Source organism: Agarivorans aestuarii, assembly GCF_019670125.1.
In the GTDB taxonomy this organism is placed as follows: Bacteria; Pseudomonadota; Gammaproteobacteria; order Enterobacterales; family Celerinatantimonadaceae; genus Agarivorans; species Agarivorans aestuarii.
Window position 1 is genome coordinate 4,202,173 of sequence record NZ_AP023033.1, and the last position, 17,785, is coordinate 4,219,957.

Below are 17,785 nucleotides of genomic sequence, written 5' to 3' on the forward strand. Positions count from 1 at the left end.
TACCAGATGAAAATTGATTCCGGAGCTTAACTGAAACACCGACTAGGCTGAACATAATCTAGTCAATAAATGAGAAAAAATATCAAATTTGGTTACAAACACTCAACTTTTCGCTGCAGCGTCGCTTAAAATCGACACCTTTTAAACGATAATCCTGCCCCTTGCTGCGTTTGAACAAGTTTTCGCCAAACCTTAAAAAGTCCTAAGCCGTGACTAAATAAGCCAATGCCCATGCCTAACATAGGCCAGAAAAACCACCATGGCCCTCCGGTTAGCCAGTCAATTAAAAACAGCATGCAGCTGATGGATAAATAGCTGCTTGCATGAATTTTAAAGGCTAATAGCTTTTTTGATTGAGCTTGCTGCTGTTGCTGTTGTTGCTGCCACTGTTTAAGTGCAGCTTCGGTTTGCTGCGCGTCTAAACCCGATTGTTGGGCAATATCAAACAACTCAGACTCACTAACAAAGTTTTGTTGGTCTTTTTGCTGGCGTAAGGCCAAAGCAATAATTTGTTCTAACTGTTGCGGCGAATAGTTATTGTTCATGTTGATGTCCTAAGCTGTATGACTTAGATAAAGCATAAAGCCTGAGATGGTAAAGCGTTACAGCCTACGATGAAGTGCGGATAATAGGGATGGAAGGTTGTTTTTGAGGATAATCCCCTTTTGAGACGCAGCCAGGCTGATAACAAGCAATGATGCACTAACAAGATATAAAAACAGCCGAAATCAATTGAACAAAGCATTAGTCTGAAAAATACTATAAAATAGGATTTATTAACTTAAATCAATGCATCGTGAAGCCTCATTCACTATGCTGATTTGATAAGTCTATTTTTTGGTCACTTTAGGTGATTAATCACAACGAAACAAACTAAACCGGAGAGTTTAGAAAACCTAGAGGTATATATGAGTTCTACCACTACCAGCGAGCCAGCCCAAACTAAGGGTGGCATTGCACGCTTCCTAGACACCATTGAACGTGTTGGAAACAAACTGCCCGATCCTGCAATGCTATTTCTTGGATTAATGTTTTTTGTATGGCTGCTTTCCGCCGGCCTATCCTTTGTAAGCTTCAGCGAAATCGACCCACGCAGTAGCGAAACCATCGTCATCAACAACCTGCTTAGCGCCGAGTGGCTTACCACTTGGATGACCAGCATGGTTAAAATCTTCACCGGCTTCGCTCCCTTAGGAGTGGTTCTAGTTGCAGTGTTAGGTGTAGGTGTAGCAGAGCGCTCCGGCTACATTAATGCAGCCTTAAAGGCGATGTTAAAAGTAACGCCAGCCAAAATGATTACCCCTGCGGTAGTATTGATTGGTGTTATTTCTAGTGTTGCTACCGACGCTGGCTACGTAGTGGTTATTCCATTAGCAGGGGTTATCTTCCATGCCATGGGGCGCCACCCTATTGCCGGTATCACCGCAGCCTTTGCCGGTGTATCTGGTGGTTTTTGTGCTAACTTCATCCCTTCAGGCTTAGATCCTTTGCTACAAAGCTTTACCCAAAGCTCTGCACAATTGTCAGATCCAGAGATGATGGTGAACCCGCTAAACAACTGGTTCTTTGCTTCTGCTTCTTGTTTACCTATTGTGGCTACCATTTGGTATATCACCGATAAAATCGTAGAGCCTCGTCTACAAAAAAATAGCCCGATATCCAGCGACCTAGAAGTAGCATCAGACATGCACTCTACGAGCAAAAAAGAAACCTTCGCGTTTCGAGTTGCTAGCTTAGTAATGCTAGCCTTAATCGGCTTGCTGATTGCAGCCGCATGGGGCGAAGGTTCAAGCTTGCGTGACGCAAACGGCTCGCTCACCAGCTTTAGCGCACCAATGATGCAAATCATCGTGCCACTTATCTTCATATTCTTTGTGATTCCAGGCGTGGTATTTGGCTACTTGAACGGCAGCTTCAAAAACTCTGACGACGTAGTGGCTGCTATGTCTAAAACCATGGAAACCATGGGTCACTACATTGTAATGGCGTTCTTCTGCGCGATGTTTGTATGGGCTTTTGGCCAATCTAACATTGGCGTGCTAATGGCGGTGAAAGGCGCTAACTTCTTGCAAGCCATTGGCATGGGCGCGCCCGCCACCATTGTAGGCATGATTGTATTAGTGGTATTGATTAACTTGGCGGTGGGTTCATCATCAGCTAAGTGGGCATTAATCTCGCCAGTACTAGTGCCAATGCTAATGCAAATGAATATCTCACCAGACTTAGTACAAGCGGCTTACCGCGTAGGTGATTCAAGCTCTAACATCATCACCCCGTTAATGCCTTACTTCCCACTAGTGGTTGTATACTGTCAGAAATATGTGAAAGGCACCGGCATCGGCACCTTAGTGGCCACCATGCTGCCGTACTCGATTGCTCTAGCCATTTTCTGGACTTTATTCCTACTGGCTTATTGGGCACTAGGTTTACCGCTGGGGCTTGGCGCAAGCTACGTATACCCAGCTCCTCTGTAGCAGTAAGTAATTCACTATTTGAAACTAAAAGCGCGCCCATAGGCGCGTTTTTTTATGCAGCTTTAACCTTACCCCGCTAACCACATTGGCAAGGCTAAGGAGACTTGCGGAACAAATGTAGTGAGCACTAAGGCGACCAAAATAGCGATGTAAAACGGCCATATCGATTTTACTGCTGATTCCATCGGCACCTTACCCACCGCGCAGCCCACAAATAAACATGCGCCTACTGGTGGCGTGCATAAACCTAGCCCTAAGTTCATCATTAAAATCATGCCAAACTGCAAAGGGTCGATACCTAATGATTGCGCCACAGGCAAAAATATTGGCGTACAAATCAATATCAACGCTGCCATGTCCATCACCATTCCTAACAGCAATAACATCAGGTTAATCAGCAAAATGATCACTATCGGGTTATCGGAAATACCACTAAGAAAATCAATCATTTTGCTCGGCACTTGGAAGTAAGTAAGCATATAAGCAAAGGCTGCCGCACAGGCAATTAACACCATCACCATCGAAGTGGTTTTTACCGAGTTAACCACCGCCGTTTTAAACTTGTCCCAGGTAAGTTGACGATAAACCACTACTGTAACCACCAGCGCGTAAATAGTGCCAAAGGCGCCAGATTCAGTCACAGTGAATACGCCCGACAATACCCCGCCCACAATAATTACAGCCGTAAGCAAACCCGGTAAGGCCACGACAAAGTGAGTAAATAACACCACAAAACCAGGGAACTTTTCCGCTGAATAGCCGCGTTTTACCGCAACGATGTAAGCGGTAATTGCTAAACATACACACATTAATACGCCAGGCACGACGCCGGCTAGAAACAGCTGGGAAATAGAAATACCACCGCCGGCTGCCACTGCATACAAAATCATATTGTGGCTAGGCGGGATCATAATGCCGGCAATCGAAGACGTTACCGTTACATTCACTGCATAGTCTTCGTCGTAGCCTTTTTTCTTCATTACCGGAATGAGGATCGAGCCTAATGCAGAAATATCGGCCACCGCCGAACCCGAGATGCCGCCAAATAACATTGAAGACATAACATTCACTACACCTAAGCCGCCGCGCACCGCTCCAACCGCCGAAGAGGCAAAACGCACTAACCGCATGGCGATACCGCCGTGAAACATCAATTCGCCAGCAAAAATAAAAAACGGGATAGCCATTAAAGAAAACACGCTAATGCCAGCAGTAAGCCGCTGAAACGCAATTAACAGCGGTAATCCTTCGTAAGCAAAAGCAGAGACCGCAGCAATGCCTAAAGCAAACGCCACTGGCGTGCCAATAATCACCCCAATTACAAACACAGCCATCAAAATAACTAAACCCATAACCTAATCCTTTAGTACCGTTAGCGTATAAGGGCCGCTTTTACCCGATGAAATAAATGAATAAGATGACCAATTGAATAAAGCAAAACCAAACCGCCACATAGCATAATGGGAATTGCTCTAATCCCTTCAGGCACACCTAGCAAGGGGATGTCAGAACCCCACTTAAACAGCATTAGTTGATAACTGTTTACCATCATTACGCAGCCAAATATGGCCAGGGAAAGTTGCGAAATTAGCTGGAATAGCTGCTGCAACCAAAAGGGGCTGCGGTCGTAAAAAAAAGACACGCCCAAGTGAGTGTTTTTATGAATACCTACCGAGGCTCCTAAAAATGCAATCAACACCACCAGCAACAGCGATAGTTGCTCTACCCAAGTGGGTGTGGAGTTAAGCACATATCGGCCAAACACCAACCAGCCAAAAGTTAGTGTAAGCACCACTAAAGCAATCCCTGCCACTAACAAGCTAAGCTGGCTTAAGTAATCAAGAAACCGATCGTAGCGCGAGCGCTTAAGCGCATCAGCTTGCTCAAACATAAGCACCTCTAAATAACAAAAAAGCACCACCCTCAATCAAATCACTGATTAAAGGTGGCGACGAGAACTCGATTACTTAGTGTTTTTAATCAACATAACCAAAGGTTTAAGTTCTGGGTTCTCACCCAAATACTTGTCATACACTGGCTGCATCGCTAATTGGAAAGGTTCTTTTTCGCTAATTTCGTTTAGCTTAACGCCGGCTTTAACGACCTTGTCTCGGCTAAATGCTTCGCGTTGCGCCCACAAATCTCGCTGCACTTGAGCAGACTCTTGAGCCGCTTCTATTAACATTTGCTGCTGCGCCTCTGGCAGACGTCGGAATGCACTGGCATTTACACATAGGCACTGGGGAATAATTAAATGTTGTGATAACGAGTAGTAACCGGCCACTTCAAAATGTCCCATCGATTCGTATTCAGGCCATCCATTTTCGGCACCATCAACAACACCGGTTTTAAGCGACTGATACACTTCTGCATAGGCAATTGGAGAAGGGTTGCCACCTAACGCCGATACCATGCCAGAATACAAATCATTGTTCATCACCCGCACTTTCATGCCGGTAATATCTGCAGGTTGAGTAATCGGTTTTTTGGAGTTATAAAACGAGCGTGCTCCTGCGTCGTACCAAGCTAAGCTAATTAAGCCTTTCTTCTCCATAGCGGCATTAATTTGATCGCCTACTGCGCCGTCCATCGCTTTGTGCATATGGGCGACATCATCAAATACAAAAGGTAGCGATAATACATTAGCCTCTTTCACTATCGGGCCAATAGGGCCAAGACTAAAGTTGCCAATTTCTAAGCCACCAATGCGCACTTGTTCAATAGCGTCGGGTTGATTGCCTAAAACACCAGCATGGTACATTTTAATACTAAAATCGCCGTTGGATTTCTGCTCGACCAACTCAGCAAATTTGTCCATGCCCACGGTGTTTGGGTAACCCGCCTTGTGAATATTCCAGCCTTTCCACTCTGTAGCCTGTGCGCTAACACTTAAGCCTAGTGCCAAACTTAGTAAACTAGCCGAAAGTAACGCTTTGTTACGCTGTTTCATGTCCCGTCTCCAAATCATCCATAATTCACGCGCGCACAATCCAAACCTTGGAACAGCTGAGCGAGCCGCATAGATTGGCAACGCCAATCACTAGTAATACAATATTGCTAATGATTGGATTTTAGACAAGCTAGATAGCAAATATTTATAAAGTAAATGCGAACAACACATCAAATAGACGAAAGGAGTAGAAGAGTAATAGCTAAACTAAGAGCCACGCCACAGATTAGTATTACTTTATGATGTAAAGAAATTTAATCGGCTAGTTATCGGGGTACACCACAACCCCTAAGCTTTCTATTAAGGCCTCCATTTGCCAGCTAAAAATCTTTACCCCAGACAAATCTATCTGGCGTATATCAATACCGGCAATATCGCTCAAACTAAAGTTGCTATGGCTAAGATTGGCAGCACTAAATACTACTTTTCTGCTCACGGCCTTGGAGAAGTCGGCAAACTCAAAGCGGCAGCCTTGCGCATGACAATGCTCAATCACAACATCAAATAACTCTGCTCGGCTAAAGTTAGCAGTAGAAATATCGCAGGCTTTAAATTCGGCTTGGCAAAGGTCTGCACCGCTAAAGTCACAAGCGCGTTGGCGTTTTCGGTCGTATAAGCTGCAGTTAATAAATCGGCTCGCAGTTAAAACCGCCCCACTAAAATTACAATTAAACAGCTGGCAACGTTCAAAACTCAGCTCGGTTAAACTAGCTTCACTAAAATCGCAATCCACAAAAATACACTGGCTAAAGCTAAGGTTAGTTTGCTCAAGCATACTCCAGTCTAATTCACAGAATTGACGATGCTCAACTAAGCCCTCGTTATCACTTGGCTCGAACAGATATTCAACAGGCTGTTTGGCTGCCAACAGGGTGGTAGGTTCTGTCATAGCGATACTTCCTTATGCTGCAGGCTTAGCTTTGCGTGAGGTCTTTTTGGCTGAACTTCCCGCACGCTTGGTATAGCTTCGGCTGCCGCCTTTATTGTTGGTTCGCTTTTTTCGATAAGCTTTGTTGCCTGCGGGTTTGGCCAAACCCGCAAAAGCCTGTGCGTTAACACTGGCACTTTGTTCAACCAATTGGCTCAGCTGGCCTTGCATGCCTTGCATAAAATCTTGGTAGCTTTGGGCTTTTTGACTAATGGCATTAAGCTGGGTTTCCCAGTGGGCGGTCATATCTGGCCAAGTGCACAATGCAGGGAGCGCATTGATTAAGGCCTTTCCACTATCACTAGCATGAATTTGTTTAGCTTGGCGCAGTAAAAAGCCACGCTTGAATAACAGTTCAAGAATGCCTGCTCGCGTAGCTTCGGTGCCTAAGCCATCGGTATCTTTTAACACCGCTTTTAAGCTGGGATCTTGCACGTATTTAGCAATGCCGGTCATGGCAGCCAGCAAGCTGGCATCGGTAAAGGCTTTAGGCGACTGGGTTTGCTTGTCTAACACTCTTGCATCTACACTCTGCAATGCTTGCCCTTGTTGTAATGGCGGCAAGGTAGCTAAGTCTTCCGCCGATTTCTTTTGCGGAAATAGAACCTTCCAACCCAAGTCTTTAATCTGATTAGCAGTGGCTTTAAACAAACCATCGGCAATCACAATAATCGCTTCGGTATGGGCATATTGATAATGCGGGTAAAACTGCAGCAAGTATTGTCGAGCAATTAATTCATAAACATTACGCTCAGCTTGGCCTAGCTTAGCCGCATCGTAGTGTTTTTCGGTGGGAATAATCGCATGGTGGGCGTCTACCTTCGCGTCATTCCAGGCCTTACTGCGCTTGCTTAAATCCGCATCTTCACAGGCCTTGGCCAAACTTTGGCTATTGGCTTGAATAGCGGCCACTACCTTGGGCGCTTCTGCATGATGTTGCTTGGGCAAATAGCGACTATCAGAGCGTGGATAGGTGATGAGAGTGTGTCGCTCATACAAGTTTTGGCAAATATCCAATACCTGTTTAGCGCTATAGGCAAAGCGTTTGGCCGCATCAATTTGCAAACTGGATAAATTGTAAGGCAGCGGTGGCGCTTGTTGTTTATCTTGCTGTTTAAGTGATTGCACCAAGCCCGCTTGCTGATTCACCCGTTTAACCACATGCTCTGCAAGAGGCCGACTAAGCACCCGCCCTTCTTCATCTTGATAAGGTTCGCAAGCTTCACTAGGTTGCCACAGCGCGGTAAAAGCTTCTGCTTGCTCGGTGTGCAGATGAGCTTCTACTTGGTAATAGGGGCGACTAACAAATTCGGCGATCTCTTGATCGCGTCTTACTACTAAACCCAAAATCGGTGTCTGCACCCGTCCCACTGACAAAACGCCAGAATAACCTTGCTGCTGGCCTTTTAAGGTGTAGGTACGAGTAAGATTAATGCCGTATAACCAATCGGCACGAGAACGAGCCAGCGCCGAGGTAGATAAGGCAGCAAACTCTTGATTGGTTTTTAATTGCTGTAATGCGCGGCTCACCGCTGCCGGGTTTAAATCGCTAATCAGCAAACGCTGGCAATGCTGTTTGAGCGCGGCTTTGGGCTTGCAGTGCTCTATCACCAAATCCACTAACAACTGCCCTTCTCGGTCGGGATCCCCGGCGTGAACTAGGCTGCTGGCTTGTTTTACTAAGCTTTTAATCGCTTTAAGTTGTGAGGCTGTTTTAGATTTTGCTTTCCACTGCCATTGCTCGGGAAAAATCGGTAAATGCTCTAAGCGCCATTGCTTAAACTTGGCGTCGTAGTGTTCAGGTTCGGCCTGCTCTAACAAATGGCCAATGCACCAAGTTACGCAATCGCCGTTGGCTAGCTGAATGTAACCATTATGCTTTTGTTGAGGTTTAGGCAATACCGCAGCAATCGCGCGGGCAAGGCTGGGTTTTTCGGCAATATATAAACGCAATGAACTACAACAACTGTTAATTTATACAGTTATTGTAGCGCTTTTTCAGGCTTAGCCAAATACTTGTTGGCTAAGTTTAAGGGTTGCCGCCACATTTTTAGCTGATACGTACAGGTTTTGTTCAGCTTCGCTTAAGGCATGAGCGAGATCGCAAGGGCCAGGCACCACCGAGAATACCGCATCGATGCCGTGCTCATGCACCACTTCATAACCGGGCAGCATAGCGCCAGCTAAAGCAATCACCGGCACATCATACTGCATGGCAATTTGCGCTGCGCCATAAGGCGTTTTACCGCAAATGGTTTGGCTATCAATGCGCCCTTCACCAGTAATCAGTAAGTCAGCCCCTTCTAAGCTCGCGACTAAGTCCACCGCCTCGGTAACAATTTGTACACCGGGGCGCAGTTCTGCTTGCATAAATGCCAGTAAAGCCGCTCCCATGCCACCAGCAGCACCGCTGCCAGCCACATGCATAATGTCTATACCAAACTGGCTAAATACTACCGAAGAAAAACGCCCTAAAGCGGCATCAAGCTGGCGGATCATCTCTGGTGTTGCGCCCTTTTGGGGGCCAAATACGGCACTGGCTCCTTGCTCGCCACACAAGGGGTTATCTACATCACAGGCTACTTCAATATCTACTTCTGCAAGGCGTGGATCTAAGCCCGAGATATCAATGCTTTCTAAATCAATTAATTCGGCGCCACCGCGTTTTAAGGGCTTGTTGAATTTGTCATAAAACTGCGCCCCTAGCGCTTGCAACATGCCTACTCCAGCATCGTTGGTGGCACTGCCACCCAAACCAATAATCAGCTTAGTTGCGCCAGCATCTAAGGCGGCGCTAATTAACTCACCCGTGCCATAACTGGAGGTTTTACGCGGATCTCGTAAAGCATGATCGACTAAGTGCAAACCCGATGCTGCAGCCATTTCAATTACGGCAGTTTGCTTGTCACCCAATACTCCGAAAAAAGCTTCTACCTGATTGCCTCGCGGCCCTGCTGCCAGTACTGGCATAATTTGCCCATTGGTAGCATCTACCATGGCTTGCACCGTCCCTTCGCCACCATCGGCCAAGGGTACTTTGCAATATTCAGCTTCTGGGAAAATTTGCTGAAAGCCTTGCTCTATCATCTCAGCGGCTTCCATGGCGCTTAGGCTTTCTTTAAATGAATCGGGCGCAATTACTATCTTCATCGGCTTTCCTTTTCAATCTTTAGGCTGGCTGCAAATTACTGCTGCGGCAGACAATCTTGGGTATAACTGCGGATCTGCTCACTCAGTTGTTTCATTAACTTACCTGCTAATTGCCAGTGATGCCAGTACAAAGGCACCCTAACCTGCAAGCTTGGCGTAAGGTTTATTAAACTACCATCATCAAGGTGTTTGGCCACTTGCAGGCGAGAATTCAAACTATAGGCGCCGCTGGCTAAAGCTAGCTCCATAAAGGCTTCAGAAGAGCGTACTGTGTGACAAGGGTACTGACCGGGACTTAAAGAAAAATGCTCTAGCAAAAATTGAATATGCATATCATCGTGCTGATCAAAAGACATCCCCGGCGCACCACTTAAACTGTCGCGATTAACCCCATTGGGGAAAAATCGCTGCACAAAATTAGGGGTAGCTACACATAAATATTCCATGTATCCCAAAAAGTGACTATCGCTGCCAGCCACCGGCGTAGCATGGCTAGTTACGCAAGCCAGCACTTCGCCACTGCGCATCCGCTGCCAAGTACGAGATTCATCTTCCACGTAAAGATTCATTTCTACCCGTTGCTGCTGCAAAGTAGGACTAAGCGCTGGGATCAGCCAACTGGCCAAGCTATCGGCATTTACCGCCAATGGCAGCGCCTGCACCCGGGTTTCATCAACATTTAACTGATTGACTAATTCGGTTTCTAACTGCACCACTCGCTGATAGTGGCCCAGCAATTGCTGGCCTAAGTCAGTTGGCATTAAGGGTTGAGAGCGAATTAACAAAGGTTGACCCACTTGGCTTTCCAGCGCTTTTATTCGCTGCGACACCGCCGACTGGGTAAGGTGCAAACGCTGAGCGGCGCGCTCAAAACTCTGCTCACTCAGCACACAGTCCAAGGCTTTCAACAATTTATAATCAATCTCGCTCAGCTTCATTAGTAAAACTTATCCAGCATTAAATTTATTAGTTATATTAAAGCAGATCTTCTGGGTATAGTCCTGCCACTGTTTCTAAAGAGCCTATCTTAATGATTACAAGCTACTTCACCGGCCTCAGCCTAATGGCAACCCTAATCATGCCTATTGGTATGCAAAATGCGTTTGTACTGAACCAAGGGATCCGTCGTCGTCATCACCTACTTGTGGCAGGCCTTTGCTCAATCGCCGATGTGTTTTTCATGTGCTTGGGCGTATGGGGCGGCGCCCAGTTATTTAGCGCTTACCCTTGGCTGCTTTACAGCATCAGCATACTAGGTGCGGGCTTTATGATGATGTATGGCTTTCAATGTTTGCAGCGTGCTTGGAAGGGCGAAAGTAGCTTAGAGCAAGGTGAAGCTAAACATGAGCTGAAAGCCATTGTATTGGCCTGCTGCGCCTTTACTTTTTTAAATCCACATGTGTATATCGACACCATCGTTATCTTGGGTGGTTTTGCTGCCAACATTAGCGTAGAAGAGCGACCAATGTTTGTAGCTGGCGGAGTGAGTGCTTCATTTCTGTGGTTCTTTGGTTTAGCGCTACTGGGAGCCAAATTAGCCCCTTGGTTAGCCAAGCCGCGCGCCCAGCAAGTTATCGACAGCTTAATTGGTTTAATGATGTTTGGTTTAGCCATTTACTTGCTCAAGTTTGTATTTGGCTAAATTTGATAGTTCTCCCGCTTGCCGATGTCGTAATGCATTGGCTGGCGACATTTCTGGTAAGCAATATAAATGGCCAACGCTGCAATGCTCAATAACAACAAACCACGCAAGCTTAGAAAAGGGCTAAAACGCAGTAGGTAGTCAACAATTAACAAGGCGCCTAACCAACGAAGCCAGCCTAATTGAAAACAAAAGCTCTCTTTAAATGCCAAGGCACCTACCACCAAGTAGAAACAAGCCAGCGCGGCATGAGAAAGCACCGGCCAATGCCACAGGTAAAATGCCATTGCTAACCATAGCCCCAGCCACGCAACCCCTTGCACCAAATAACGAATAGCTTTGCTATATAAGTGTAAATTAAAGGCTTGTAATGCAATGGCTGCAGCCAATAACCACAAGGGCTGCCACATCACACCAAGCACCAAGGCTTTATAGGCCGCAGCAGCAAAACTAAAACACAGTAATAACCAACCAACACGATAGAGGCTCACGCTAATTCTATCGATAGTATCTAGCTGTTCTTGATGCCCTACATCGGCCATGGCGTCACTCCTTTACTGCTATTAACGAGTTAGTGTGATGGGTATCAATGCCTACTTAAGTCTCTGGCTAAAATTAGCGCTAAGCCAATAATTTGCAGAAACAAGGCTAAGTTACGTAGGCTAGATATCCAGCCCATTTGCTCGGTGTAATCATCCATCAAATCGAGGTTTTGTAAGTACCAGTTATCTATTCGGTTACGTTGCTGATCTTGCACCTTGGCAATTTGCTCATCCAACTGCGGAAGATTCTCTAGCTCAAGGCTAGGTAGCACGGCCATGTCTAACCAATACTTAAGATCGTTTTGCAGCAGAGCTTGCACCGGAGCAGGAATACTTTGCTGATTGTGAGCAGCACTGGTGAGTAAACTTAAAATTAGCTCACGTTTGCGCTCTAAGGCATCTATTTGTAACCAGGTTTGTCTAATCAAATTATCATTGGCGCTTTGTTGCTGTACCAATTTGTGGGCGTCTTGGCTGACTCGATCGATATAAAAGTTGGTCATTAGCGCAGCCACCACATTGAATAGCAATCCAATAGAAACCAACACTTGGGTGCGTGTGATTGACCAAGCCATAACTCTCTCCCTAAATTCGCAATAAGCCTTCCGAAAAAGCTAGCAATAGCAGCTTGCGTGGATAGCAGCGTTAGCCTAGTAGACCTGCTTCAAGCCCTTTGTCTTTCTAGTAGTAGCTCGAACTTAAGTATGGTTATGGCTTTGATTTATTACTAGTTTTGACCTCAACCTATTGCTTAGCGCAATTTTGATTTACGCGCCGCAAACACTTGTCGAGGTGAAAAGCCGGTGACTAAGGCGGTCCCCAGCAAGATAACCAAGGTGCCCACTACTGTGCTCCAGCCAATACTTTCTTGCAAAAACATACTGCCCCAGAAAATACCAAAAATAGGGATTAAGAAAGTAACCGTTAACGCCGACGATGCACCAACATCACTAATTAGGCGATAGTAGAGCAAGTATGCCACACCACTACAAACCACGCCTAAAAACACCACCGATAGCAATAAGTTGCTGCTTGGTGTTTCATGCACCGGAAAGAACAACAGCGCTGGCAGCACCAAAATGGTGGATGCCCACATGCCACCATGGGCATTGGCAAAAGGCTCTACCGATTTAGCCGAATGCGCATAGCTACTGGCAATGCCATAACAGACCGCCGCACCAATCGAGGCAGCAATGGCCAACTTAGCCCCTGGTTCAATGCTGGCATTGTCAAAGCCAACAAGTATGGCAACCCCCACCACGCCAATAACTAAACCTAGAACCTTTTTACTGGGTAGCGCTTGACGCAGCCATAGGGCCGAGATTATTGCTCCCCAAATCGGGGCGGTGGCATTAAGAATAGATAGCAACGAAGCCGACAAGGTTTGTGCCGCGTAAGCCAGCAATAGAAACGGCAAGGCAGAATTAAAGAAGCCCAAGATGAAATAGTGGCGCCAGTGCTGCTTAAGGTGCAGCTTCTTTTTTAATAAGTAGCCCACCAGCAATAAAAACAAGGCCGCAAAACCTACCCGCAGCTCTATTAACATTGCCGGGCCAAGTACCGGAGCAGCAATGCGCATAAACAAAAACGAACTACCCCAAATTGCCGACAACAGTAACAAGCGGATAACGCTAGCTAATTCCATTTGCGGTTCCTAATCCATGAGAGAAAAATGCAGTGTGCAACAAACTAAATTAACAAGCGACCCGATAATGGTTTAGCCACAAAAAAAGCCACCCGAAGGCGGCTTTAATCAACAGCAAACTTGCTTAGCGTGCTGCTTTAATGTGATCCGCAATTAGGAAGGCAAGTTCCAATGCTTGGTCAGCGTTTAAGCGTGGGTCACAGTAAGTGTGGTAGCGCTGGGCTAAATCATGCTCGGTGATTTGGAAGGCTCCACCAACACACTCGGTCACATTACGGCCAGTCATTTCAAAATGAACACCACCCGCGTAAGTACCTTCGGCTTTATGAATTTGGAAGAACTGCTGAACTTCACGTAGTACGTCGTCTACGCGGCGCGTTTTGTAACCATTTGGCGCTTTAATGGTATTGCCGTGCATTGGATCGGAGCTCCACACCACATTTTTACCTTCGCGCTCAACCGCTTGAATTAACGCAGGTAAGTGGTCTGCCACTTTATCTGCGCCCATACGTACGATTAAGTTTAAACGACCCGCTTCGTTGTTAGGGTTAATGATGTCGATAATGCGCAATAGCTCTTCAGGATCGGTAGTTGGACCGGCTTTTAAGCCAATCGCATTTTCTACGCCACGTAGGAACTCGATGTGTGCATGGTCAATCTGACGAGTACGATCGCCAATCCATAACATATGCGCCGAACAGTCGTACCACTTGCCGGTTAAACTGTCACAGCGAGTTAAAGCTTGCTCATAAGGAAGCAACAAGGCTTCGTGAGAAGTATATAAGTTAGTTTCACGCAGCTGAGGAGCAGTAGCAGGGTTAATGCCACAGGCACTCATAAAGGCTAGTGACTCTTCAATGCTGCCCGCTAAAGCTTCGTAACGCTCACCTAGTGGGCTCTTCTTAATGAAGTCTAAGTTCCACTTATGAACTTGGTTCAAATCTGCCAAGCCACCTTGGGCAAAAGCACGCAACAAGTTTAGCGTTGAAGTAGATTGGTTGTAGGCGTCTACCATACGCTGCGGATCTGGCACACGGCTTTTCTCATTAAAGTCGATGGCGTTGATGATGTCACCACGGTAAGAAGGCCAGCTTTCACCATTAATGGTTTCCATGTCTTCACTTCGAGGCTTAGCAAACTGGCCAGCAATACGGCCAATTTTAACTACTGGCTTTTGACCGCCAAAGGTTAATACCACGGCCATTTGCATTAATGCTTTAAACGTATCGCGAATATGACTGGTACGGAACTCATCAAAACTCTCAGCACAATCACCACCTTGTAGTAAAAATGCTTCACCCTTGGCTACTTTGGCTAGATCTTCACGTAAAGCGCGCGCTTCACCAGCAAAAACTAGCGGTGGCTGATCAGCCAAATACTTCTCGGTTTGTTGAAGCTTTTCTTGATCAGGGTAAGTAGGTAGTTGTTTTACTGGTTTGTCTCTCCAGCTTGAGGGTGTCCATTGCGTCATGTTGCGTTCCCGAGAGTGCTCTAAAACCCCCATAATAGGCATTCTAGAGCACATGAAAAGCGCTAATTTTAGTTTTTTTATGTTGGCCTAATTTTTTATTACTTGGTCGCAACAATAAAACGTAAATCACAACAAAAAAAAACAACTGAAACAGTTCACATTTTTATCCAAATCTAGCTCTTAGTCCGTAGGGGCTACAAAACACATTTGTTAACATGATCAATAAGATAAACAAACTCACAAACGCTATGAAAACAACATCAGCAACTCTAAAAGACGTAGCCAAAGCAGCCGGTGTATCGCATCAAACGGTAGCTCGCGTGGTAAGAAAGTCACCCAAAGTTGCTGAAAAGACACGCATAAAAGTAGAGAAGGCGATTGCCGATTCTGGCTACTTGCCAAATCGCATGGCTCAACAATTGGCGCGTCGCAAGTCTCTCACCTTAGGATTTGTCTCAATTGATATCTCCTTACACGCTATTTCTAAAATTGCAGAAGGCATTCGTAAAGAAGCAGCGAAGCAAGGTTTCACCTTATCAATCTCAACCATGAATGAGCTAAATCCAGATGCTTGCAACCAAGCTATCGACGAACTGCTTGGTCAACAGGTAGATGGGTTGATCATCAATACTTCGGTAACCCACACGATGATCAAACAGATTCTAGAACGCGGTAATTTGCCCCCTTGCATCTTCATCGACTTTGATAAAACCAGCGAAGCCTTGCAGGTATCTCATGATCAAGTTGGCGGGGCTAGCCTCGCTGCGCAGCACCTTATCGATTTAGGCCATACCAAGATCGCCCTAATTAACGGTGCCGAAGACACCTGTGTGGCTCATTGGCGTGAAACAGGTTGGTTAAACACCTTAGAAAATGCCGGGCTAAAACCGGTACATACCATTGATGGTAAATGGAATGCTCGTAGCGGTTATCAAGCTACTTTAGATTTGTTAGATGAAGGCCACGACTTTACTGCCATGTTGGTGGCCAATGACGAGATGTGCTTAGGGGTATTGAGAGCCTTGAACGAACGCCATATTAAGGTGCCGGAAGACATTTCTGTAGTAGGTTTTGATAATCACGAAGACAGCGAATTTTATAACCCACCCTTGACTACCGTGGCGCAAGACTGCCTAGAGCTAGGCGAACAATCGGTGAGCTTATTAATGCAGCAATTGAAAGAACAAGCACCTGAGCAAGTGCGCGTATTACTGCCCACCCAACTAGTAATACGCCAAAGCACAGGCCCGGTTAAAGCCTAAGCACCTTTCCTAAAGGCTTTACAGTGGGTGAGCGCGCCACTCACAGCTGCCCAAGTTTAGGTCTTCGAACTGAGCCTTAAACGATGATTGCAAAGGGCTACAGGCATACAAACCCACTTTAACAGAGCACTTTGCAGCAGCAGGCGGATCGCTTTGTTCTGCTAGGGTTTCGCCAAGCTGGTGTAAATGAAAAATACGCATTTGCTGGTAGTTAATCCCATCTTTAGCGTACTCAATCAAAAAGTCCGGGCCACGGCGACTTAGCCGATACCAAATATGCTGCGGGGTGGCGATATCGGTAGTCGCCCAGTCGGAGTAGCCTAAGTTAGTGACCACCGAACCTAAGCGCGACAGGCTAGCTGTTTCGTACTCAATCGATGCTTTAAACCAGTTTTCGTCGTTGAGGTAAATAATCACTCCAGCTTGATCAAACTGGGCTTGGTAGTTGAAACTCACCTTTACACTCAAGCTAAAGTTATCCGCTCGCTCAATCAGTAAGGCTGGTGCATTGTCATTACGAAAACCATAATAAGAGCGCTGCCAAAAATCGGTGTTAGCGTCAGTTTCGATCACTAACTGGGTTTCGTCTAAAACAAATTGCTTAGGGCGGTTAATCCATTGCCCCTGTGAAAAGTCTTTCATCATTTCACTCCTACTGGCTTAGGCCCTTGGCGAATAGCGCGCTAGCTTGTGTTGTAAGCTTCGCTTAACCGTGGGCCACTCATGATTGGTAATTGAAAACACCACCGTGTCACGATAACACCCTTGATCATCCACACTATGGTTACGCAAAACGCCATCTTGTTTCGCGCCTAAACGGGCAATCGCGGCGCGCGATGCTTGGTTATGCCAGTGGGTCCTAAACTCTACTGCAATCGAATCAAGCTGCTCAAACGCGTAGCCTAACAGCAGCAACTTACATTGAGTATTTACCGCCGAACGCTGGTAACTTTTAGCGTACCAGGTATAGCCAATTTCCAAGCGTTTATTCAGCCCATCGGCATTGCAAAAACGGGTTGCACCAATCAATTTATGACTGTGTTTATCCAGCACTACAAAGGGCAAAGCTCGCCCTTGCTGCTTTTGCAATAAGGCATTATCTATATAGCTGTCGATATTTCTGACATTGGGAACGCTGGTATACCACAACTCACTCAAGTTGCCGTCGACTTCGGCGCTTAACAAAGCATCTCGATGGCTACGCAACAAAGGTGTGAGCACCACATCCTTGCCACTTAGCTCAGTCTCAATTAAGTAAGGTTGCCGGTCCATTTCGCCCTCCCAACTGGCTATTTATTAATGCTCAGATTAATACGCAACAAGATGAATAGAAAGCAAAAATTCCAACGGCAAATTTGCCTGCAATCACTAGCGCTTTGACTACACTTAAGCCTAGTAATTGCAGCATTGCCACTCACCGTTGTTGGCTGTGACAAGCAAACTCTCACAACAAACTAAGGATCATTATGGGCATTATTATTTGGTTACTGATTGGCGCTGTTGCAGGTTGGCTAGCAGGCAACATTATGAAAGGTGGCGGCTTTGGTGTGGTTGGCAATATTGTGGTGGGTATTGTTGGCTCGGTAATCGGCGGCTTTGTCTTTGGGCTACTGGGTTTTGGTAGCACCAGCATGCTGGGTTCACTGATTACTGCAGTTGTGGGCGCAGTAATATTGCTCTACATCGTTAGTATTGTGAAAAAATAAGCCTACCAGCAGCAA

At 46.1% G+C, this 17,785-nt stretch carries 18 protein-coding genes; 4 read left to right on the top strand and 14 right to left on the bottom strand.

The window, feature by feature from the left end:
- Nucleotides 1-125: 125 nt before the first annotated feature.
- A complete protein-coding gene (locus K5609_RS19445) occupies nt 126-545 on the bottom strand; it encodes a 2TM domain-containing protein (RefSeq protein WP_221075063.1) in 420 nt (139 codons plus the stop codon).
- Between the two features lie 363 nt (nt 546-908).
- Here K5609_RS19445 and K5609_RS19450 point away from each other — a divergent pair, with 363 nt between their 5' ends.
- Entirely contained in the window at nt 909-2,474 is a 1,566-nt protein-coding gene (locus tag K5609_RS19450; RefSeq protein WP_221075064.1) for an AbgT family transporter, read from the top strand.
- 68 nt (nt 2,475-2,542) lie between these two features.
- On the opposite strand, the gene K5609_RS19455 is transcribed toward K5609_RS19450, so the two are convergent.
- The 7 genes from K5609_RS19455 to K5609_RS19485 all read right to left on the bottom strand — a co-directional run bounded on the left by K5609_RS19455 (nt 2,543) and on the right by K5609_RS19485 (nt 10,440).
- Nucleotides 2,543-3,826 carry a TRAP transporter large permease gene (locus K5609_RS19455; RefSeq protein ID WP_221075065.1) on the bottom strand — a complete coding sequence of 428 codons (1,284 nt, stop codon included), beginning with the start codon at nt 3,824-3,826 and terminating at the stop codon, nt 2,543-2,545.
- A 20-nt stretch (nt 3,827-3,846) separates the two neighbouring features.
- On the bottom strand, nt 3,847-4,365 hold the full coding sequence (locus K5609_RS19460; RefSeq protein WP_221075066.1) for a TRAP transporter small permease: 519 nt from the start codon (nt 4,363-4,365) through the stop codon (nt 3,847-3,849).
- Nucleotides 4,366-4,437: 72 nt separating this feature from the next.
- Nucleotides 4,438-5,424 carry a TRAP transporter substrate-binding protein gene (locus tag K5609_RS19465; protein ID WP_221075067.1) on the bottom strand — a complete coding sequence of 329 codons (987 nt, stop codon included), beginning with the start codon at nt 5,422-5,424 and terminating at the stop codon, nt 4,438-4,440.
- Nucleotides 5,425-5,686: 262 nt separating this feature from the next.
- A complete protein-coding gene (locus K5609_RS19470; RefSeq protein ID WP_221075068.1) occupies nt 5,687-6,313 on the bottom strand; it encodes a pentapeptide repeat-containing protein in 627 nt (208 codons plus the stop codon).
- Nucleotides 6,314-6,325: 12 nt separating this feature from the next.
- Nucleotides 6,326-8,305 carry a DNA topoisomerase III gene (locus K5609_RS19475; protein WP_221075069.1) on the bottom strand — a complete coding sequence of 660 codons (1,980 nt, stop codon included), beginning with the start codon at nt 8,303-8,305 and terminating at the stop codon, nt 6,326-6,328.
- A 51-nt stretch (nt 8,306-8,356) separates the two neighbouring features.
- Nucleotides 8,357-9,502 carry a glycerate kinase gene (locus tag K5609_RS19480; RefSeq protein WP_221075070.1) on the bottom strand — a complete coding sequence of 382 codons (1,146 nt, stop codon included), beginning with the start codon at nt 9,500-9,502 and terminating at the stop codon, nt 8,357-8,359.
- A 35-nt stretch (nt 9,503-9,537) separates the two neighbouring features.
- The gene (locus tag K5609_RS19485) at nt 9,538-10,440 is read right to left on the bottom strand and encodes a LysR family transcriptional regulator ArgP (protein WP_221075071.1); all 903 of its coding nucleotides are present in this window, start codon (nt 10,438-10,440) and stop codon (nt 9,538-9,540) included.
- 92 nt (nt 10,441-10,532) lie between these two features.
- Here K5609_RS19485 and K5609_RS19490 point away from each other — a divergent pair, with 92 nt between their 5' ends.
- On the top strand, nt 10,533-11,144 hold the full coding sequence (locus K5609_RS19490) for a LysE/ArgO family amino acid transporter (RefSeq protein ID WP_221075072.1): 612 nt from the start codon (nt 10,533-10,535) through the stop codon (nt 11,142-11,144).
- Here the strand turns inward: K5609_RS19490 and K5609_RS19495 are convergent.
- From K5609_RS19495 to K5609_RS19510, 4 genes are all read right to left on the bottom strand, one after another.
- Complete coding sequence (locus K5609_RS19495; RefSeq protein ID WP_221075073.1) at nt 11,141-11,686, bottom strand: hypothetical protein; 546 nt, start codon at nt 11,684-11,686, stop codon at nt 11,141-11,143. The genes K5609_RS19490 and K5609_RS19495 overlap by 4 nt on opposite strands.
- A gap of 44 nt (nt 11,687-11,730) precedes the next feature.
- Nucleotides 11,731-12,261, bottom strand: coding sequence for a hypothetical protein (locus tag K5609_RS19500; RefSeq protein ID WP_221075074.1), 531 nt, complete (start codon nt 12,259-12,261; stop codon nt 11,731-11,733).
- A 176-nt stretch (nt 12,262-12,437) separates the two neighbouring features.
- Entirely contained in the window at nt 12,438-13,331 is an 894-nt protein-coding gene (locus K5609_RS19505) for a DMT family transporter (RefSeq protein ID WP_221075075.1), read from the bottom strand.
- Nucleotides 13,332-13,455: 124 nt separating this feature from the next.
- Nucleotides 13,456-14,802: a class II 3-deoxy-7-phosphoheptulonate synthase gene (locus tag K5609_RS19510; RefSeq protein ID WP_221075076.1), complete on the bottom strand. Its 1,347-nt coding sequence runs from the start codon at nt 14,800-14,802 to the stop codon at nt 13,456-13,458.
- A gap of 248 nt (nt 14,803-15,050) precedes the next feature.
- Between K5609_RS19510 and K5609_RS19515 the strand changes: the two genes are divergently transcribed.
- The gene (locus K5609_RS19515; protein ID WP_221075077.1) at nt 15,051-16,064 is read left to right on the top strand and encodes a LacI family DNA-binding transcriptional regulator; all 1,014 of its coding nucleotides are present in this window, start codon (nt 15,051-15,053) and stop codon (nt 16,062-16,064) included.
- Between the two features lie 18 nt (nt 16,065-16,082).
- On the opposite strand, the gene K5609_RS19520 is transcribed toward K5609_RS19515, so the two are convergent.
- Nucleotides 16,083-16,709: a DUF1349 domain-containing protein gene (locus K5609_RS19520; protein WP_246611902.1), complete on the bottom strand. Its 627-nt coding sequence runs from the start codon at nt 16,707-16,709 to the stop codon at nt 16,083-16,085.
- Between the two features lie 15 nt (nt 16,710-16,724).
- Nucleotides 16,725-17,336 (bottom strand): GNAT family N-acetyltransferase, encoded by a 612-nt coding sequence (locus K5609_RS19525; protein WP_221075078.1) that lies wholly within the window; start codon nt 17,334-17,336, stop codon nt 16,725-16,727.
- 194 nt (nt 17,337-17,530) lie between these two features.
- Here K5609_RS19525 and K5609_RS19530 point away from each other — a divergent pair, with 194 nt between their 5' ends.
- On the top strand, nt 17,531-17,770 hold the full coding sequence (locus K5609_RS19530) for a GlsB/YeaQ/YmgE family stress response membrane protein (protein ID WP_040307223.1): 240 nt from the start codon (nt 17,531-17,533) through the stop codon (nt 17,768-17,770).
- Nucleotides 17,771-17,785 lie beyond the last annotated feature (15 nt).